The 20559-nt window shown below is 65.7% G+C and carries 14 protein-coding genes and 2 pseudogenes; 1 reads left to right on the top strand and 15 read right to left on the bottom strand.

Annotated features, from left to right (window positions below; all coding sequences use genetic code 11):
- Nucleotides 1-87 precede the first annotated feature (87 nt).
- From tilS to ruvB, 5 genes and pseudogenes are all read right to left on the bottom strand, one after another.
- Nucleotides 88-1050 carry a tRNA lysidine(34) synthetase TilS gene (gene tilS, locus QP164_RS11705; protein ID WP_333923235.1) on the bottom strand — a complete coding sequence of 321 codons (963 nt, stop codon included), beginning with the start codon at nucleotides 1048-1050 and terminating at the stop codon, nucleotides 88-90.
- Nucleotides 1051-1228: 178 nt separating this feature from the next.
- The gene (locus tag QP164_RS11710; RefSeq protein WP_333923236.1) at nucleotides 1229-2152 is read right to left on the bottom strand and encodes a tetratricopeptide repeat protein; all 924 of its coding nucleotides are present in this window, start codon (nucleotides 2150-2152) and stop codon (nucleotides 1229-1231) included.
- A 95-nt stretch (nucleotides 2153-2247) separates the two neighbouring features.
- Nucleotides 2248-3210, bottom strand: a complete 963-nt coding sequence (locus tag QP164_RS11715; protein WP_333923237.1) for a helix-turn-helix domain-containing protein — start codon at nucleotides 3208-3210, stop codon at nucleotides 2248-2250.
- A 108-nt stretch (nucleotides 3211-3318) separates the two neighbouring features.
- Nucleotides 3319-5589, bottom strand: a pseudogene (gene ptsP / locus QP164_RS11720) (phosphoenolpyruvate--protein phosphotransferase).
- A 269-nt stretch (nucleotides 5590-5858) separates the two neighbouring features.
- Nucleotides 5859-6883, bottom strand: a pseudogene (gene ruvB, locus QP164_RS11725) (Holliday junction branch migration DNA helicase RuvB).
- A 53-nt stretch (nucleotides 6884-6936) separates the two neighbouring features.
- Between ruvB and QP164_RS11730 the strand changes: the two are divergent.
- Nucleotides 6937-7845: a 2-hydroxyacid dehydrogenase gene (locus tag QP164_RS11730; protein WP_333923238.1), complete on the top strand. Its 909-nt coding sequence runs from the start codon at nucleotides 6937-6939 to the stop codon at nucleotides 7843-7845.
- Between the two features lie 148 nt (nucleotides 7846-7993).
- Here QP164_RS11730 and ruvA read toward each other — a convergent pair whose 3' ends face one another.
- From ruvA to QP164_RS11780, 10 genes are all read right to left on the bottom strand, one after another.
- Nucleotides 7994-8593, bottom strand: coding sequence for a Holliday junction branch migration protein RuvA (gene ruvA, locus QP164_RS11735; RefSeq protein WP_333923239.1), 600 nt, complete (start codon nucleotides 8591-8593; stop codon nucleotides 7994-7996).
- A gap of 58 nt (nucleotides 8594-8651) precedes the next feature.
- Nucleotides 8652-9608 carry an alginate O-acetyltransferase AlgX-related protein gene (locus tag QP164_RS11740; protein ID WP_333923240.1) on the bottom strand — a complete coding sequence of 319 codons (957 nt, stop codon included), beginning with the start codon at nucleotides 9606-9608 and terminating at the stop codon, nucleotides 8652-8654.
- Nucleotides 9605-9874: an acyl carrier protein gene (locus QP164_RS11745; protein WP_333923241.1), complete on the bottom strand. Its 270-nt coding sequence runs from the start codon at nucleotides 9872-9874 to the stop codon at nucleotides 9605-9607. Before QP164_RS11745 ends, QP164_RS11740 begins: the two co-directional genes overlap by 4 nt.
- On the bottom strand, nucleotides 9871-11523 hold the full coding sequence (locus QP164_RS11750) for an AMP-binding protein (protein WP_333923242.1): 1653 nt from the start codon (nucleotides 11521-11523) through the stop codon (nucleotides 9871-9873). The genes QP164_RS11745 and QP164_RS11750 overlap by 4 nt, the downstream gene beginning before the upstream one ends.
- Nucleotides 11520-12494 carry a polysaccharide pyruvyl transferase family protein gene (locus QP164_RS11755; protein ID WP_333923243.1) on the bottom strand — a complete coding sequence of 325 codons (975 nt, stop codon included), beginning with the start codon at nucleotides 12492-12494 and terminating at the stop codon, nucleotides 11520-11522. Before QP164_RS11755 ends, QP164_RS11750 begins: the two co-directional genes overlap by 4 nt.
- Nucleotides 12495-12784: 290 nt before the next feature.
- Complete coding sequence (locus QP164_RS11760) at nucleotides 12785-14275, bottom strand: BNR repeat-containing protein (protein WP_333923244.1); 1491 nt, start codon at nucleotides 14273-14275, stop codon at nucleotides 12785-12787.
- A gap of 37 nt (nucleotides 14276-14312) precedes the next feature.
- Complete coding sequence (locus tag QP164_RS11765) at nucleotides 14313-15125, bottom strand: polysaccharide pyruvyl transferase family protein (protein WP_333923245.1); 813 nt, start codon at nucleotides 15123-15125, stop codon at nucleotides 14313-14315.
- Between the two features lie 114 nt (nucleotides 15126-15239).
- Complete coding sequence (locus QP164_RS11770) at nucleotides 15240-16226, bottom strand: hypothetical protein (protein WP_333923246.1); 987 nt, start codon at nucleotides 16224-16226, stop codon at nucleotides 15240-15242.
- A 38-nt stretch (nucleotides 16227-16264) separates the two neighbouring features.
- Nucleotides 16265-16915: a hypothetical protein gene (locus tag QP164_RS11775; protein ID WP_333923247.1), complete on the bottom strand. Its 651-nt coding sequence runs from the start codon at nucleotides 16913-16915 to the stop codon at nucleotides 16265-16267.
- A 14-nt stretch (nucleotides 16916-16929) separates the two neighbouring features.
- Nucleotides 16930-20193, bottom strand: a complete 3264-nt coding sequence (locus QP164_RS11780) for a glycosyltransferase (RefSeq protein ID WP_333923248.1) — start codon at nucleotides 20191-20193, stop codon at nucleotides 16930-16932.
- Between the last annotated feature and the right edge of the window lie 366 nt (nucleotides 20194-20559).

The following is a 20559-nucleotide window of genomic DNA, read 5'->3' on the forward strand; positions in this document are numbered from 1 at the left end:
CTTTCACCGCACAAGATAAGCGTGCGCAGGTTAATGGCAATGGAACAACGCGTGACTTGCGTTGATCAGTGTGAACGGACGGGCGCGTTATGCCGTTCGGCGTGGTGGTGCCTCGCGGAAGCGCCAGACGTCGCCGCGGACGCTGGCGATGATCCCGGCCTGCGTGGTGCGCTTGCCGGCCATCAGCGAGTCGAGCAGGCTTTCGATGTTGGCGGCCTCGGTCCATTCGGGCGCGACGATGCCGGCCTCAGTGCGGACGGTGCCGATAGCACGGCGTGCGAGACGGCGGAGGATTTCGCGGGGCAGCTTCTCGACCGCGAGCTTCACTTCGCCACCGCCGACCTTGGCGCGTTCGGCCCAGATCCATTCGACCATCGCGCGGACGTCGGTGTCGGTTTCGGCGAGCGCGGCCGCGGCGCGCGCGAGGTTGGGCGTGCCGAGCCATTCGTTCTCGCCGAGCAACCGGCGGAAGCGGGTGCGATCGTGGCGATCGTCATGGTTCGAGGGATCGTCAAAGAACGGCACTTCCGCACGCCGCACGATCGCGCGGAGTTCGGCACGGCGCCAGTCGAGCAAGGGGCGGACGACGATGACGCCGTGGACTTCGGTGCGCGCGCGAACGCCGGCGAGCCCTGCGAGGCCGGAGCCGCGCGCGGCGCGCATTAGGAAGGTCTCGGCCTGGTCGTCGGCGTGGTGGCCAGTGACGAGCGCCCCTGCGCCGATCACGCGAGCGTGATCGGTGAGCAGGGCGTAGCGCGTGGTGCGGGCTTGCGCCTGGATGCTGGCTCCGGTGATCGGTTCGGTGGGGGCGAGCGTGGCGTGCGGGATGCCGAGCGTTGCGCAATGCGCGGCGACCATGGCGGATTCCTCCACCGCTTCGGGGCGGAGGCGGTGGTCGATGCTGGCTACGGTGAAACCGGGGAGCGCTTCGTGCGCAAGCGTAAGCATCGCCATGCTGTCGGGGCCGCCGGAGACGGCGAACAGCGGGTTGACGATGTCGCTTGCCAGTCGCTCGAAGTCGGCGGCGAAGCGACGTCCTTCTTCGGTCATGCGGTGGGGGCCGTGACGAGGATGCTGATCCTCCCCTGCAAGGGGAGGTGGCTGGCGCTTGCCAGACGGAGGGGTGATCCGCTCTCGATGGCGCGATACCCCTCCGTCAGTCCGACGGACTGCCACCTCCCCTTGCAGGGGAGGATTTCAGAGGGACCGGTATTCATCGAGGACCTGCTTACTTGCACTTCGCCGCGCTGCGCCCGGCGGCGACCTGCCCCTTCATCGCGGACGCCATCTTGGCGCCGTAAACGTCGTTCAGTTCGTCATACACTTTACACGCATCGGCGGGCTTGTTGAGCTTGGTCAGCGCCTGCCCCAAATACAGCAGGCTGTCCGGCGCGCGTTCGCCCTCGGGCATCTTCTTGTAATTGTCGTAGAACGCCATCGACGCGAGGCTCGGCTTGCCTTCGTCGAGATACGACCGGCCGAGCAAGTTCTGTGCATAGCTGGCGCGCTTGCTCTTGGGGTATTCGGCGACGACCTTCTTCAGCTGCGCCTCGGCCTGCGGGTATTGCTTGGCCGCCCAGAGGCGGTAGCCGTACATATACTCGTCCTCCGCCGGATCGCCGGTCGAAGGCTTTTCGACCGAGACCTTGGTCGGTGTCGCCGCGCCGGGCTTGCTCGCCGCTTCGGGGCGCGTGGTCGGGCGCGAGGGGCCGCTCGACTGGTCATCCGACTCGATTGGGCCACCAGTCCCTGCCCCCGTCGCGATCGGTGCAGGGCCGGTCTCAAGCGTCTTCAGCCGCGCGTCGTTCGAGCGGCGGTAATTGTCGAACGCGTCCTGCAACTGGCGGGTGCGGTTCTGGTTCTGCTCGATCTGCTCGGTGAGCGAGGTCATCTGCTGTTCGAGCGACGTGACGCGCTGGTTCACGTCGGCGAGCGCGCTGGTCGCGGGCGAGCCGGGTCCGGGACCCTGCTCGTTCTGTGGCGCGCGGACTTCGGGCTGGAGCATCTGGCCTGCACCGCCCGGAAAGACCTTCCGCTGGACCGCGCGCATTTCGCTTTCGAGCTTGCCGACGCGGCCCTCGACATTTTGGGCTTGCACGGCGGCGGGCAACAGCGCCGCGAGGCAGACGCCGATCAGAATAGACTTACGCATTGGCCACACCCCCGGTGGATTGGTTAATCGTCCGGGTATAGCTGCACTACCCATCCTGTCGCCAGCCTTAAGGCGCTGGCGATGCCCGCAGGTTTTCACGGATTCGGCGTTGCCGTAGCGGCCGGTGGCGGATTGGCGGCGGCGTCCAGATTGGCACGCTGCGTCTCGCTGAGTGGACGACGCGGCGTACGCGGACGGCTGGCGCGCGGCCGCTCGGCGTTCGCAGACGACGGAGCAGACGCGGTCGGCGTGGCCTGCGGCTCGGGCGTGCCCGCGATCCGCGCGGCGATCGCCGGTGCACCGATCCGGACGTCCTTGATCGCGCGCTCGCCCGTACCGAGCGCCGGCGCGGCCGCGCCGTTGAGAGTCACCGCCAGCTTGTCCGCACGCCCGATGTTGATCATCGGGTCCTTCGCATCCTTGGGCACGTCGAACTTCTCACCCGGCTTCATCGTGCCGAGGTACAGCGTCTTGTTGTCGGCATCGTAGACGCGCATCCATACCTCGTCGGAAGCGGTCAGCGTGACCTGGCCGTTCGCGAGCGTGGCGGGCGCCGGCACCGGTTGCGCGGTCTGGGCGGCGGGGTTCGGTGCAACTTCGGCAACCGGCGTCGCAGTCGACGACGTGCTCGTTCCGCGGAACATGTCCGTGCCGTACCACAGCCCGACCAGCACCAGCACCGCGATCGCGAGCCCCAGCGCGACGATCGCCAGCCCGCGCGAGGGGACGCGCGACGGATCGGTCATCTCATACGGTTCGTATTCGGGCTTCTTGCTGCCCAGCTTGGCGACCTCGCCGCGGACGACGTTCGCGATATGCACCTCGTCGATGCCCATCGCGCGCGCATAGGCGCGGCTGAACCCGACCGCGTAGGTCGACGACGGCAGCGTGGAATAATCGGATGCCTCGATCGCCTCGAGGTGACGCAACGGCACACGCGTACGCGTCGCGATATCCGCAACGGTCAGGCCCTGCGCCTCGCGGGCTTTACGGAGAATGTCGCCAGCACGCTCTGGTTGAGCGGGTGCTGCGTTCTGGCCGGTTTCGACCTCGTCCATTCTTATCTCCGAGCGCGGGCGCGTAGCGTTGCCCGCCATGGCACCCGTCTTTCAGAGGCCCTTAGCCGTGTCAACGCACCGAACGTCTTAACCGCAGCTTTCCGCCGATCAGACGATTTCGACGCCGTTTTCGGTCGCCCAGTTGGTCAGCGCGCCGCGCATGTCGCGCGGAGGATCAGCCAGCAGTCCTGCCATGTATACGGTGAGCGCGGCGCGATCGAGCGAGCGCGTCATCGCCTTGATCGGACCGACCGCGGCGGGGGTGATCGACAGCCGCTCGATCCCGAGCCCGATCAGCGCCATCGCCTCCAGCGGCCGCCCCCATCTCGCCGCACACCGCCAGATCGACCTTCGCATCCCGCGTCGGCGGCACCAGTCGCGCGATAAAGCGGAGGATCGACGGGCTCAACCAGTCGTAGCGTTCGGCGAGCTTGGGATTGGCGCGATCGGCCGCGAACAGGAACTGAGTCAGGTCGTTGGTACCGATCGACAGGAACTCGATTCGCGGCAGCAACACGTCAAGCATCTCGGCCAGCGCCGGCACTTCGAGCATCGCGCCATAGCGGATCGCGAGCGGCAGCTTACGCCCCTGCCCTCCAGCCAATGACGCTGCGCCTCGAAAAGCGCGCGCGCCTCGTCGAACTCCCACGGCTCGCTGACCATCGGGAACATCACGTTGAGCGTGCGACCGGCGGCGGCTTCGAGCAACGCGCGCGCCTGCACCTTCATCAACCCGTCGCGCTCCAGGCCGAGGCGCAGCGCGCGCCAGCCCATCGCCGGGTTCTCCTCATCGGCGTCCTCCTTGTTGAGATACGGCAGCGCCTTGTCGCCACCGATATCCACGGTGCGGAAGATCACCGGACGATCCCCCGCCGCGTCGAGCACCTCGCGGTACAGCCGGTGCTGGCGCTCGCGCTGCGGCAGCGTGGCGGACACGAGGAACTGGAATTCGGTGCGGAACAGGCCGATGCCGTCCGCGCCGGTCACATCGAGCGCGGCGACATCGTCGCGCAGGCCTGCGTTGACCATCAGGGTCAGCCGGTGGCCGTCTTTCGTGATCGGCGGCACGTCGCGCAGCGCCGCGAACGCCGCCTTGCGCTTCTGACGCATCGCGAGGCGCGCTTCGAACGCTTCCTCCATCGCCGCCGAGGGCCGCGCGAAGACGTTGCTCTCGGCGCTGTCGAGCAACAGCATGTCGCCCTCCGCCACCAGCCGGCGGATGTCGCGGACGCGGCCGAGCACGGGCACGCCCATCGCGCGGGCGACGATCGTGACGTGCGCGGTCAGCGAGCCCTCTTCCAAGATCACGCCCTTCAGGCGCCGCTTGTCGTATTCGAGCAGTTCGGCCGGGCCGAGGTTGCGTGCGATCAGGATGGTGTCCTGGCGCAGTCCCATCTGCGCGGCGGTGCCCATCTGGCCCGAGACGATCCGGAGCAGCCGGTTCGACAGATCCTCCAGATCGTGCATCCGGTCGGCGAGCAGCGGATCGTCGATCTGGCGCATGCGCTGGCGGGTGCGTTGCTGGACGCGCTCGATCGCCGCCTCGGCGGTCAGGCCGGAGTCGATCGCCTCGTTGATGCGCCGCGCCCAGCCCTCGTCATACGCGAACATCTTGTAGGTCTGGAGCACCTCGACATGCTCGCCGCCGACGCCGAATTCGGCCTCGCGCGTCATCCGGTCGATGCCTTCGCGCATCTTGTCGAACGCCGCATAGACGCGGTGGCGCTCGGCGTCGGTGTCCTCGGCGACGGTGTGCTCGATGTGAATGCGCGGCTGGTGATAGACCGCGAAGCCCGCGCCCATCCCGTCGACGAGCTTCTGGCCGGGGATGCGCATCGCCGCGGTCGACTGCGGCCGGTCCGCGCCGCCACCCATGGTGTCGATCAGGCCGGCATTGGCGATCAGTTCGGAGAGCACCATCGCAACCGTCTGCAAGGCCTCGATCTCGACGTCCGCATATTTGCGACGATCGGTGTGCTGGACGGCCAGGACTCCCACCGAACGCTCGCGGCGGATGATCGGCACGCCGGCAAAGCTGTGGAACCGGTCCTCACCGGTTTCGGGCTTGTAGGCGAAGTCGGGATGGCTCGCGGCTTCGTCGAGGTTGAGCACCTCGACGTCCTCGGCGATCGTGCCGACGAGGCCCTCGCCAAGCGCGAGCTTGGTGACGTGGACGGCGGCCTGGTCGAGGCCGCGGGTCGCGAACAGTTCGAGCACGCCTTCGCGCAACAGGTAGATCGAGCAGACCTCGCTGTCGATCGCGGTGGCGATGATGCCGACGACGGCGTTGAGCTTGGCTTGCGCGGACGTGCGCGAGGCCATCACGTCGTGAAGGCTGGTGAGGATTTCGCGGGCGGAGGCGGCGGCCGAAAGGGGCATTCGGATTGGCTATCAGATGAAGCGCTTGGGTGCCACGCAACAAAAGCAGTGTCGCACCCAAGTTCGATCGATCTCCGGGTGTGGTTTCTTACAAGGGAGCCGCGCCGCGGGTATCGGAGCCCCTACCCCTACCCCCAATCCGTCATCCCAGCGAAAGCTGGGATATCCCCGTGGGACTCGCCAACCCCCAGCACCCTCCAATCGGGAGACCCCAGCTTTCGCTGGGGTGACGATTTTGGGCGGAAGCGATCACGGGTCCGTCGACGCTCCTACGCGTCGAACAGTCCGTCCTGGCTTCCCGCTGGCGGGTTCAGGCCTAGATGCTTCCAGCCACCTGCGTTCAGGAACCGGCCACGCGCGGTCCGCGCGATCAGACCCAGCTGGATCAGATACGGCTCGATCACCTCCTCGATCGTGTCGCGCGGTTCGCTAAGGCCCGCCGCCAGAGTCTCCACCCCGACCGGCCCCCCGCGATAGATATCCGCGATCATCATCAGATAGCGCCGGTCCATCGCGTCGAGCCCGAGCGAATCGACCTCAAGCCGGTTGAGCGCCGCATCCGCCGCGCGTGCATCGACTGTCTCATGCCCGGCGACATTGGCGAAATCACGTACCCGCCGCAGCAGACGCCCAGCGATGCGCGGGGTCCCCGCGCACGCCGCGCGATCTCCATCGCGCCGTCCTTGGCGATGCCGAGCCCGAGCAACCCGGCCGCCCGCGTCACCACGCGCTCCAGCTCCTCGACCGTATAGAATTGCAGCCGCACCGGGATGCCGAAGCGGTCCCTCAACGGCGTCGTCAGCAAGCCCTGCCTCGTCGTCGCGCCGATCAACGTGAACCGCGGCAGGTCAATGCGGACGGAGCGCGCGGACGGTCCCTCGCCGATCATCAGGTCGAGCGCGCGGTCCTCCATGGCCGGGTACAGCACTTCCTCGACCGCAGGCTGCAAGCGGTGGATCTCGTCGATGAACAGCACGTCGCCGTCCTCGAGATTGGTCAGCAACGCGGCAAGATCGCCCGACTTGGCGATCACCGGACCCGAGGTGGCGCGGAACCCCACCCCCATCTCGCGCGCGACGATCTGCGCGAGCGTCGTCTTGCCGAGCCCCGGTGGTCCGAAGAACAGCACGTGATCCAGCGCATCGCCGCGCGATTTCGCCGCCTGGATGAAGATGCGCAGGTTCTCGCGTGCGGCCTTCTGCCCGACGAATTCGTCGAGGCTCTTCGGGCGCAGCGCGGCGTCGACGTCTTCGGGACGCTTGGCAGCGGTCAGGATGCGGTCTGTATCGGTCACCCACCCGCGATAGCGCGCTCGCGGTGAAGGGGGCAAGGCGGCTATGGGGGGCAATGACCAACCACACCGTACGTCCTGACCTGTATCTGCTGGGTGGAGTCTCGCCCGCGCTGGAGGCGACGCTCGCCGAGCGCTTTACGTTGCACCGCAAGGATCCGCCGGCGACGACGCGCGCGATCGTCGGGGGTGGGAGCAGCGTGGTCGATGCGGCACTGCTCGATCGCCTGCCCGCGCTGGAGCTCATCGCAATCCACGGCGTCGGTTATGACGGAATCGACCTCGCCACGACCAAGGCGCGCGGCATCGCAGTGACGACGACGCCCGACGTGCTGACCGACGACGTCGCGGACCTTGCGATCGGGCTGATGCTGGCGGTGCAGCGGCGGATCGTCGCGAACGACCGCGCGGTGCGCGACGGCGGGTGGCAGATCGACCTTTCTCGACGCGCCAGCGAGCGACGGATCGGCATCTTCGGGCTGGGCCGGATCGGCAAGGCGATCGCCAGGCGCGCAGCGCCGTTCGCGACCGAACTCCATTATACCGCACGCTCCGCCAAGCCGGATTTCGCAGGCGTGTTCCATGCCGACATCGCCTCGCTCGCGGCGGCGTGCGATGTGCTGATCATCGCCGCACCGGGTGGCGATGCGACGTCGCGTATCGTGGACGCCGGGGTTCTCGCGGCGCTCGGCGAGGACGGCATCCTCATCAACATCGCTCGCGGTAGTCTGGTCGACCAACCTGCTTTGGTAGCGGCACTCGAAGACGGAACGGTCGCCGGCGCGGGGCTTGACGTGTTCGCCGACGAACCTGCCGTTCCCGATGCGCTCAAGACGATGGATCAGGTCGTCCTGTCACCCCATCAAGGAAGCGCGACCGTCGATGGCAGGGCTGCGATGGCGGCGCTGGTCATCGCGAACCTCGACGCGCATTTTGCCGGACGACCGCTGCCGAGTGCACTCTGAGACTGGGGCTTTGGGAAACAAAGCCCCCTTCCGTTCGCCCTGAGCGAAGTCGAAGGGTGTGCCCCAAGAGAAGGTGCTTCGACTTCGCTCAGCACGAACGGAAGGGGGAGTTAGACCAAGCTTAAGAACCAACCGAACGGGTCCGAAACTACGACTTAGACGCTTTCCGCAGCGCCAGCCGCACGAGCGCATCGAGCGAAGCACCCGGCCCCAGATCCTCGTCCGCCGCCGCCACCGCGACGCTCGCTTCGTTCGGCCGAAAGCCGAGGTTGAGCAGCGCCGACACCGCATCCGCAGACGCCCCCGGCGCGGCATTGACCACCGCCGGTCCAAGCCCGAGCGCGATGCCGCCGACTTTGTCCTTCAATTCCATCACGATCCGCTGCGCGAGCTTGGGCCCTACGCCGTTCGCCCGCGCGACCATCGCCTTGTCGCCACTGGCGATCGCACGTGAGAGATCGACCGGCTCCAGCGCCGACAAGATCGCAAGCGCGACGCGCGCGCCGACCCCCTGCACGCCGGTCAGCAACCGGAACCAGTCGCGCTCGTCCGCGCTCGAAAATCCGACAAGCCGCTGGAAATCCTCGCCGACCAGCAATTCGGTGAACACCGTGCACGCCTCGCCGATCGGCCCCAGGGCCGACAGCGTCCGCGCCGAAGCGCCGACCAGATAGCCGACGCCGCCGACGTCGATCACGGCGTGGTCGATGCCGGTCGAGTCCAGCCGTCCTTTGAGATGCACGATCATTGCCGCGATCGGTAGAACATGGCGTGCGTCCCGTCATCCTCTCAAAATTCGCGGTCGCCTACGGGAGCCGATCGAACCCAGTATAGGCCTTCAGGTCGGCGGCGCTCGCGCCCGTCAGTTCGGCGAGCCCCGGCCCGGCCAGATCGTCGGGCAGATGCCGCCTGCCGTCACCGTCGAGCATGCCAAGGAATCGCTCGATGATCGTGACGATCACCACATCAGGCCGTTCGGAGCGCAGCAGGTCATATTGGAGGCTGTCCGAACTCATCACCACCAGTCGCGAAAAGGTCGGGATCAGATGCGGGATGATGTAGTTCGCGAACGAATCGCGGAACAGCACGCAGCGAGGCAGGTCGCGATCGCTGCTCTCGTAGATCGACACCGCGCCGCGCGCGAAAATCCTGTTCTCGAACACCCGCTGGAATGGTCGCGCGGTCCGGTGATCGACTATGGTGGCAATTTCGTCCTGTTCGGGTTCGAGCCGCACGCCGAGATCGCCGATATGCGTCCGGTCGGCGAAGCGCAGATCGGTCTCGGCGATCCGGATCGGCAGCGATACCGACTCAGCCAGGCTATCCATCAGCAGGTCATACGCCAGGAACCCCGCGTAGAAGGTCCAGTGCGTGTCGGTCTTCAGATAGGTTTCGCGGAGCGCGCGCGCGTCGATCAACGGCTGCAACAGATAGGAGCACAGCGCGCGCGTCTCGGGATCGAGACTGTCCAGGATCTGCACTGCAGGGCGGTTGTCGGATAGCGCGAAACCGGGTGGCAGCTTGTCGGCATAGACGACGTGCTTTTCCGGAATGATCATCATCCGGAACGCGATGTCGTTCGCCTTGCACCACGCCGCGCGCGTCTCGATGCTGTCGCGCCACACCGCGATCTCGCGAGGGCCGAGCGGCAGCGCGCCGGTGATCTGGTCGATCGCCTCATGGTCGCGGTGGAATAGATATCCGTCCGCGCCCTGGACGACGTCCGCCGCCAGCCGGGCGCGCGTGTCGCCGGCGATGCTCATGAGCCCGCCCGGCTTTCGCGCGGTCCGTCATCGCGCCGACGCCGGACCAGGGCGATCAACGCGCCGAGATCCTGCGCGCCGCTGCCGTCCGGTCCGAGATCGACGTTGAAGTGCTTCTCGATTCGGATCAACAGCGTGGCGTGCGCCAGCGAATCCCAGCCATCGACATCGTCGGCGGTGGTCGCCACGTCGACAGCCGCCGCATCGACGCCGAAGGTCTTCGCGACGATCGCAAATATTCGCGCGCAAACATCGTCCTGGTTCATATCTCAGTGTGTCGACCTGCAAGATATTTTACAATGTTTTCGGTACGACTAATCTTCCCCGACGTCGACTTTATCAACCAGCCCGGCGCGACTATCGAGATCGTCTTCGGAACCAGGCCCAGCAAATCAAGGAGTTGCCTCTTCACCGCCCGGCGAAGCGCAGAATCTTCGATTGCCCCGCCCTCTTCGACGGGGCCGCTGCGCTCCACGACGACATGGCAGGTTTCACTGCCGATCGCCTCGGCAAACAGCCCGAACGCGACCACACGTCCCGCCTTTACGCCGACGACGTCGTTCAGCACCTGCTCGATCTCGTGCGCGTAGAAATTCTTCCCGAGCAGGATGATCCGATCGGTCTTGCGGCCGAGCACGTACACCTCACCCTCGTGGAGGAATCCGAGATCGCCTGTCCGGAACCAGCCGGTGCTGAAGCTCGCAGACGAGTCCTGCCGGTAATAGCCCGTGAAGACAAAATCGCCACGCACCAGGATTTCGCCGATCGCGTCCGCCCCATCGATCCGGACTTCGATGCCGTCGATCGGCGGCCCAGCGCTGCACAGGCTGATGCGATCGTCTCCGACGACATCCAGCCGATGGCGTCGCAAGCCATCGGCCGAGACCGAGTATCGGCGTGCTGGTACGCCCAGTCGCGTCTGTGTGACGGCGAACACCGTTTCCGCCATTGCGTAACACGCATGCACCTGCGCGGCCGATACGCCCCACCGACCGAATGCCGCAATGAATCGGTCGACGCTGGCCGGCTTGCACGGTTCGGAACAATTAATGAAAGCACGGACCCGCGAAAGATCGACCCGCCGGCTGTCTACCGCAGCATTCGTCAAGTGGTCGAACGCAAAATTGGGCAGCCAGACCAACGTGCCGTCGTGATCGGCGACCAGATCGAACAGCGAAAGCGGGTTTGACAGCCAGTCGAACGGATCGACGATCACCGCGCGCACGCCGGTCAGTAGCGGCATCAGCAACGTCGTGACGAAACCCATGTCGTGATACAGCGGCAGCCACGAACAGATCACGTCGTCGCTGGTTAGGCCGATCGCCGCGGCATAGCTCGCGATATGGTGGCTGATGGCGCGAGATGTCAGCGTCACGCCCTTCTTCAGCCCGGTCGTGCCCGAACTATGCTGCAGACAACAGACCGCGTCCGGATGCCAGTCCCACGCGATCGGATCGCCGTCGTCGGGCACTGCGTCCACCGTGGTGACGATCGCCAGCAGGTCTGCTGCTAGCGCGTCGGCGAAGGTCGCGGCGTTGATCGTATCGGTGACCAGAATGCCGCCGCCGATATGCCGGAACAACTGGGTATGGCTGTCCCAGAACCGCGCCGGATCCTGCTTGATAGACGGCAACGGCATCATCGCCGGAACACAGCCGGCCAGGATCGCGCCTACGAACGCGTAGAGCAGGTCGGGTGACGATCGAAGCGCGATCAGTACCACGGTGCCGGGCGCCGCGCCGGTGCGCCTATAGAGGTGCGCGTGTCGCTGCCCTCCGTCCCACAGCATCGCGTGCGTCACGACCGCGTTTCCGCCGACGCGCGCGAGGACGAACTGCACCTTCGATGGCGCGGCATTGCAGCGCGCGATGAAACTCGCGAGCAGCCCGGCGGGTTCGCTGGGCCGCCGCGTCATCCGCACAGGGCCGACAGCCGCGCGCTGACGGCGATGTCATGCGCCTGCAACGCGGTGCGGAACGTCTTCGCGAGCGCGGCGCGGCGCGTGTCGAACGCTGCCCCCGCGTCGGCGGTCCAGGCGGTCGCGACGACCTCGCGCAGGTCGGATACCGGATCGTCATCGAAAGATCGCGACGGTATCGCCATCGTCTCGGCCATTTCGCGCGTGCGACTGTCGACATGCAGGACGACTCCCGGTCGCTCGGCCTGGATGGCGAGCGCCACGCCGTGAAACCGCGGTCCGATCGCATAATCATAGCGCCGCAGAAAGCTCATCCAGGTCTGGCTGTCGGTAAAGACGAAGGCACGCCGACGCCCCCACTCCACAACCTGCGCACCGTCGAGACCGGGCAGCAACCGCTGTGCGAGCAGCGCGAAATCGACGCTTTGGGTATCGGCAAGGTCCGACCGGGCCAGCGCGATCATCGTCTCGGGATGCTGAACGATATAGCAACCATCGTGACGATCCGCCGCGACGATCAGGCGGTGTTCGGGCGCCATGTCGGCATGGTGATGGTGCCCGGCCGCGATCGCCGGTCGCGTCCCGAGCCCTGCGGCGACCCGCGCCGCGATCCGCCCGCCCAGGTCTCTCATCGGCGACAGGAACAGCGACGGACAGCCGATGATCGTCGAGGCATAGCCGTTGCGAGCCAGGATCTCGGCCGTATACGCGCCGCGGACGAGCATGGCGGGTGCCGCGCCGGCGGCGGCCGCGACGACGTCCAACGCAGCGCGGGTGCCGTCCTTCAACACGAGAGTCGCGCCAATACCCGGCGCCTGCGCACCAAGACCAACCAGCAGGACGGGCAACCCGAACGCCGCGAGACGTGCTGCCCAGCCTGACAGATCGACATGATCACCAAGCTGGTTGGCACACGCCACAACGAGAATATCAGCGTGAGCGCGGACGATTTCGGGGGCGTACTCCACGTAATCATGTGCGAGGCGGCCAACGACGCGACCAGCCCGTCGACATAGGCGACATTACCCGAATTGCCGCCAAGCGCCTCGGTCAGCGTCGCAGCGTCGGCGGTCGGGATACGGCCCGCGTCGCCCAGTTGCCGGATCGACAGGTTCGGCAAAATCGCGACACGGCGACGAGTCTTCGAGACAGTCATGGTAATCTTTCACAGCGAGGTCGAAGCCTGCGGTCACGCGTACATGCACACGCGCCGGCGCCGGATACGCGACATTGGCGCCAGCGGTCTGCCGCCCTAACTTTATGGGGTCTTCCCGGCGCTCCACAGCAAGGGCGCGGCGGGTGGGTCGCATGCGACGGGTGCGGTTCTCGAACAGGATCGAGGCTTGTCGCCATGCGCGACCTGGGCAAACCATCTGAGCGTGCCGACCTTCTGGCCATCGACCCCGTTTTCGAGGACGATCACCTGGCGCGTCGAGACGTCCTCCATCCCTTTGGGAAACGCGGGAGAGGCCACGGCGTTCGGCCTCGCACTGCCGGCGTCTCCTGCATCGGGTACCGTCGCGAGCGTCTGCAGGTCGAGCTGCACACGTCGTCGATCCCGACCGGCAAACGCAATGCGGACCCGCGCGGAATTCGGCTGCTGGTCGAGGATCCATACCGCCGGCAGATTGGGCAACGCGCCCTTCCCCGCGACGATCGACGGGGTTCGCGACGTCGCGATCTCGCGGATGCGCCACCCGCCCCGGCCCGGACGTGCCGCCACGATCGCGGGTCCGTTCGCGGCGTCATAGCGGACCTTGCCCTTCGTCTCGGCATAGCGCGGATACAGGATCACCGGCGCGCCATCGGCTGCAAGCGCGAGGTCGAGCCGGTTGACGAGCCCGGCATCCTCACCGACGTTCTCGACCAAATCCATCGTATCGGGGCTCAGCGGTGCCGCAATCGGACGGCCGTTCGCCGTGAACCAGGTTTGGAAATTTTTGGTTCGTGCATAGGATACCGCAAAATTCGACGCGACGTCGGGCGTTCGCCGCCACACGACCGCGACATGGACATAGCCGTCCGCGCCGGTCCTGAAGGTGCTTGGATACGCACTGACCGGACCCTTTCGGTCGCGATCGGCAAAGATCGACCCGATCCGCTGCCATCGCCCGTCCTGCCACCTGTTGAGCAACCAGCTGCCGTTTCCCGAGCCGCCGGTGCGGTACATGAAGACGAGGTTGCCGTTGCCGTCATGCAGGAACCGCGGATAGGTCGCGCGCAGTTCGTCGCGGCCGATCATCGATGCCGGGCGGATGGTGCCGACATCGCCGACGGTGCCGCGCGCATAGAACAAGGGCGACGCGTGCATGTTGCCGACGACGTGCACCGTATCGTCGGGAGCGATCGCGACTGCGAGGCTGTTGTGCGCGTCCCACCCGGAGAACCGGGACGGCAGGCGTATCGAACAGGATACGCGCCGCAACGGATCGAAGCGCGTGACGGTGACCCAGCGGTCGGCGTCGAAATAGGCCGCGAAGATCTGCCCTCGCGCGGTGGCTGCCGCGCCGATCGCGGTCCCTACCCCGGTCCATACCCGGTCGAGTTCGATCGCCCCGCCACCGCGCAGCGCGGCGGCACCGAGCTGCGAACAGCGCGGTATGCCCGCTGCGGGTTGCGCAGCGACGTCGGGTGCCTGGCACCCCGCCAGCACGACGATCGCGGACCATAGGCCAAGGCCTATACGGCCGCGCTCGACCGCGGATGATCGGGCCGGGCATTCGAGCCACGCCGCTGAGAAGCGGTTCACTAGACGGTCGCATCGCGCGCGAGCAAAGGCGCCGGCCTCAGGCAAAGACATAGTCCGCCATCATCTCCCCGTTGAAACTCACATTGGGGAAATCCTTCTGCATGCTGTGCGTGTAGATGCTCGACACCTTGCCGTAGCTGTTATCATGCAGTTGCGTCGTGGTTCCCGACAGCGCGGAGGCCACGCCGACATGCAGCCGGTTGGTGGTGATCTCGGACGCGAGACGGGTGAATTCGAGCAGCATCCACGCTCCTCGATTGGCTTCGCGCGGTTTCACCCCGATCTGGAACACGATCGAGATATCGAAATTGGGTGCCCGCGGGATAAACGTCTTCTCGACGCCGTGCCGCATGCACGACATCTTCTTGCCGTCGATCGCCTCGGGCGTGAGCTTCGCGCGTTCGAGCAGCATCTCGCGGAACAGGTCATGGATCTCCGCGTCGCTCTCCATGTCGTCGTAAAGCTTGTCGGTATCGAGGAACAACGCCAGATCGTGCGACAATTCCGCCTCGATCGACGGCGCATGCGCAAGGACGTGCTGGTGGGTCGGCAGCTCACGGCAATAGATCGTCGTTGCGGGCACCAGCGACTGCAACAGCTCCTCGTTCCCACGGACCGAGTGCGGCAGCACGATGATGCGGTTATTGCCTGGCTGAAGCACGCGGATCAGCGCCGACATGCCGTGGTAGAGCGGGACCAGGTTGCCCCCGCCCGCCAACAGGACCGTTTCGTTCCGCAAGGCCTTGGCCTCGGCCACCGATGACAGTATCTCGACGTCGATATTGTAATGGTCGAACAGCTGATAGGTCGCCGCAGCGATCAGCGAGTCCCCGGCGTTACCCGGATTCATGAAATACTTGATCGTCTTGTTACGGTGCCGGCGAAATAAATCCGCGAGATGACCGTTTTTTCGTTCGAAATCTCTGGCGCATGAATCGTCCACGGTGAACTCCAATATTCTTGATCAGGATGGGACGGGGCTGTTGGCGACGAGCTGCCATTTCGCGACCATGTCCTTGGGCATGTCCGGCCTGGATTTGGTGCCCATCCAGACGTCCGCGACGCTGCCGACATCGATGGCGATCCCGCCGCGACGCTTGATCGCCGTACAATAGGCCTTCGACAGAATGCCTGCCGCGACGATGTATACCGCGCCCTCGAACGGCGGTCGGAGCTGTTCCAGGATGTCCGGATAAGCGTCGGGATAATGCCGGATGTCCTTGTGAACCTTGGCGATCGACGCCTGCATCGGCACCAGGATCGTCTCCGTCCGCGCCACTTCGGCCTTTTCGCGAAACACCCGCTCAAGGTCCGGGTAACACGTGACGAAGCCCAGATACGGCTGTTTATGCAGGATATTGAAATAATGCGGCAGCAACGACCGGCTGAACCAGGTGCTTGCCCAGGTCTTCTCCGACAGCTTGGCGAGATCGGTGGCATCCGCCAGATAATTATACACGCCGCGCATGCCGCACATGCCGCGGACGTCGAGATCCGGGAGGTCCGTAGAAAAGCTCTTGTCGATCGTCCCGCGCTCGGGACCACCGATGAGATCGGCTTCCGCGATCCCCTCCATTACCGTGTCGAGGAAGAACTGCTTATGCTCGACCATCAAGGTATTCGAGCCGAAGTAGATCCGCGAAATCTTGGTAAGATTATACGTGGTCAAATGCGGGTAGATATCGAGCCCCGAGAACAACACGTTGCCGTCAGCGTCGCCGAGCCGGATCAGCGACGCGGGCCTCTTCGCGGCGATCGCCTTGCGTAGGAAGGCGGCGATCGGACCGCCCGCGCTATTGCCGACATAGCTCGCCGCCGCGCTGCCGACGACGTCGTCATACTGGCGCAGACACCGATCGCGATCGAACGCGGTTGCATACTGCATATACTCGTCGGCCGCGTCCTGGCCCGGTGGCCACCACGTATTGCCGGCTAGGTTATAGGAATTCATCGTAGGGGCCGTCCTTTTGTACTGCGCCGAAACATCGTTCAGTCCAGGATTCTTGCATCGATTTCCGCACTGAATGCCGTGCGCATCCAGAACGGACTCTTCGACAACAGGTACAGCCAGTCCGCATCGCCGGTGACCGGGTCCGCTTCCTCGATCCGCAGGACGATCGCGTCCGGAACGAGCTGTGCGAACTCCGCTTCGAAATCGCGCCCCAGGACGCGGTAAGCGCCGCCGCGCGCGGTATCGGCCCTGCCCCAATCCTCGGTCTTTTCGCGCGTCGTCGGGTTCGGATAGGACAACAGCATCAAGCCGTCGGCGGTCATCACGCGGACCAGCTCGGCCAGCGTCTTGCGGTGCGCGGGGACACGGTGGAGCACATTCGCCGCAACGATGAACCCAAGACTGTTGCTCTGGCGCGCGGGCAGCCCTGCATCGGCATGCTCGATCCCGAACAGCTCGACGGATTTGAACCAGGGCTTGGGAATGCCACTCGGCTCGCCCCATAGCAGCAACGGAAGATGCGCGAACGTCTCGCGCAGCTGCAATTTATCGATGACCGCGCGGGCGATACGGTGCCGTTCGAGCGACCGGCACGTGCCGCATTGCGGCGGTTTGCGCGACCGGCTCAGCCGGTTGTTCTGCGCTGGGACGAACGTCGTCCCGTTGCAGATATTGCAGCTCACGGTCATGATCGATCCCCCCGTCACGTCGGCCGCTGTGCCAGGCCCAAAACATCAAGGACGTCGTCGACCCGCGACGTCCAGGACACCGAACTCAATACCTTCTTGCGCTGCACCGTCGTTGGCGCCTTTTGCTTGCCGGCCACCACGCGCGTGATCGCGGCGAGGAACGAGTCGTGATCCGCGGCGATCGTCGCATAGGGGCCGATGTCGCCGATATTGGCGACGTCGGTCGTCACGATCGGGACGTTCAGCGCGAAATAGACGTAGAGCTTCAGCGGGTTCATGCTCTCGCTGAGTTCGTTGCGCAGGTGCGGCACCATCGCGACGTCGAACGCGCGGATATATCGCGTCGCATCCTCATAGGGTTTCACCCCGAGGATATGGATGTTCGGACGCGCGCCGAGTGCGAGCACGTCGGGCCGATCATGCGCCGACCCGATCAGCACCACGCTGCCGCCGGGGAAAGCGTCGGCGACCTTGCCGATCAGCTCCAGATCGACCCGGTCGCGCAGATTGCCGACATAGCCGAGGATCGGCCGGGGCAGATGCGCGAGATCCTCCGGCACCGCCCAGCTATGCGACAGATCGAACATCTCCGCGCCGTTCGGGATGACGCGGATATCCTCGCGGATCGCCGCGAACCCTTCGCGTACCGGTTCGCAATTGGCGAGGACGAGATCGGCATCGCGCAAGATCTCGTCATACGCAGCATGGACACGCGTCCGATGCGGTTCGCGGCTGGGGAATCGGCGCTGGTCGTCGATCACGTCGGCGACGATACAGCCCGGGTTCACGACCGATTTGACCATCGTATAATCGAATACCACCGGGCACACCCACAACACCGGCGAGTCGCCGATATTGGCCGCGCGCAGCTCCGATCGGATGAAATCCTCATACCCATCGCGCGGCGGCAGGTCGGTACCGAGATAGCGTTGCGGCGACGTCTCGGCGCGGAACAGGAACGTCCGTCGCAACAGGTTCGTCGTATCCGCCTGGCGCAGCACGCGCCGGATGGTGTTGACGTACACCAAGTTTCCCTGGTGCGCGGTCGCCTCCGCGCCGTGCTTGGCCTGTTTGTCGAGATCGGTCGCGCTGATCGGCGAATCGAAATGGAGGACCTGGTTCACCGCTCCCGATTTGAGCAGATACCGCGCCATCATATCCGACCGGCGACCATAGATGTCCGAATCGTTCTGCTTCCACAGGAAGACGACATCGGGTTTGCGATTCTGCCAGATCGCCGGACCGGCCCACCCCTTGGCAAAGCGCGGCAGCGGCTCGCCCGACACCCGCTCGACCGCCGCGAACAGCGCGTCGAACGCCGGTATCACCGGCCTGGATACCGTCCGTGCAGCCTCGAACGCCAGGTCCAGCCTCGCCGAATTCACGCTATAGCTGAGTTCGGTCAGATAATGATCGCGGACGCGCTGCTTGGTCGCCGGCGCAATGCCCTGCACGCTGATCTTGCGCAGTTCGTCCTTGAGTTGCGCGGCATCGTGCACCGCGATGATCGCCCCCGCCGCAATCAGATCGCGCAGCGGCGGCACCGGCGTCGCGTATACCGGCACGCCGAGCGCCATCGCATCGGTCAGCTTGGCGGGAATCTGGTAGCCCGATATCGCCGATGTCGGATCCTGCAACAGGAACACCGCATCGGCAATCGACACCAGTTCCGCGAGCCGTGCCCAGGGCTGATCGCCGTGCAACCCGATCCGCGCCTTCTTGTATTTCGCGAACCGGCTCGACGTGCGCTTGTCGGTGACCGTTCCGATCACGCACAGCGCAAGCGTATCGTCGGCAAGCTCTTCGAGTGCGTCGGCAATCTCGAACACGCCCTTGTGCGGTCGCGGCGTCCCGAGGAACAGGATCACCCGATCCGCGTCGGTGTAGCCGAATTCGGCACGGACCTTCTGCCGATCGTACAAGGCCGGATCGAACACGCGTTCGTCGCGGCCATGGCGGACGACGATACCGCCGAACCGCTCCTGCAAGGCGTAGTTGGAGACGGTCACGCCATCGCATTCGGCGATCAACCCTTCGGCAAATCGCGTGAAGATCTCGCCATAAGGCTTGTCGAGGATCCGCGGATCCTCGGTGATCGCGGCGATCAGATCGTCGAGGCTGGCGGGGTCGCGATTGGGGAAGAAACCGAGTTCGTGATCGTCGACGTCGACGATCATCGGGCACGCATTGGCCTGCTTGATCATCGCGCCGATGAACAGGCTCGAGAATCGCGCTTTGCCGACATGGACGACATCGCATTTGACGCGCGCGGCGATCGCGCGCGCACCGGCGACGAACTCGGCGAAGCTGCCCGCGGGATAGGCGTGCATCGTCATCGTCGCGGCGGCGATCGGCGGCCAGATCGTCGCGCCGTACATCGGGAACATCGGCCCAACGAGTTCGACGACGCTGTTGCGCGATGCCATGTCCGCCAGCAGAAACGCCCGCCCGACCGGGTTGTGCGCCATATCCCACGACACGACCGCGACGCGGCGCGTGGCGGCGACCGCGGTTGCGATCTTGCCGGGATCACCGCCGACCACCGGCGAGTGCTCCGGCACCGCATCCGACGCGTCGACCACGAGTGCCGATTTCGCCTCGATCGACGATTTCGCTGCGGCCCCCGTTCCCCGCGCGCCGGCCAGCGTCATGCGCTTGGTCCCCGCACCCAGCCGCTCGCCGGTCGACGCGCGCAGGCTGACTTGGTGATCGGCGCCATCGAGCAGCAACGTCGGCAGGGGTACGGCAAAACCATGCGTGGCGACCTTGGCGACGTCCTCGGCCAGCGCATCGACAGACGCGTCCGGTATCGCCGAACCGACCAATCGGCCATCGACGAACAGCAGGACTTCGGCATCGACCTCGGGCAATTCGGCCCAGCCGACCAGACGGTCGCCGCGCAACCCGACTACCTCTCCGGACGGGCGCTTTGCGCGCGTATGTGCGCCGCTCGCCTTGACCGGATCGATTGCCGCCGCACCATTGCGCGCCGGACCGGACCGGGGTGCCAAATCGTCCGCGCGGGTCCCGCCCTTACCCGACTGCGCCACAACCGGATGCGCCGGACCGGCCGCGAGCGCGACCTCCGACGGGGCCGCCTGAAGAACGGTGTATCGCTTCGTCGTTGCCGCAGAGGCTGAGGCCGAGGCCGTTGCCGCAGAGGCTGAGGCCGTTGCCGCATGACTGGTAAAATCGACCGATTCGAGTTCGACGGTGCCGGGGCCGCTCGAAAACTGCATGGCGAAGAAATACGGGGTGCCGGATACGAGATCGCCCATCGGCATCTCCAGCTCATAGTCCCGGGCATCGCCCTCGATCGAACGCTGCTGCGTCGAAAGCTTTTGGCAAAGATCCGTTTGCCCTGCGCATTGGCCTTGAGCAGCGCGATCCATTCGAGATCGAGCCCGGCTTCGGCATCACTGGCGGCACTTGCCCGCAGCCGTACCACGGCGCGGCGCCCCCGTTCGACCCCGTCAACTCGATCGGCTGCCACAGCCGGACCCAGCTCAGTGCCGAGCGGATGTGGAGCCTCACCCCCTGCGTCTTCGGCGAGGCCTTTGCCGGCCCCGTGTCGCCAGCTGCAGCTGCGCCGTATTCGACGAACCAGTTCTGACAGAACTGCCCCATGTTCCGGCGGGCCGATA

This window comes from Sphingomonas sp. LR59 (assembly GCF_036855945.1).
Classification (GTDB): Bacteria; Pseudomonadota; Alphaproteobacteria; order Sphingomonadales; family Sphingomonadaceae; genus Sphingomonas.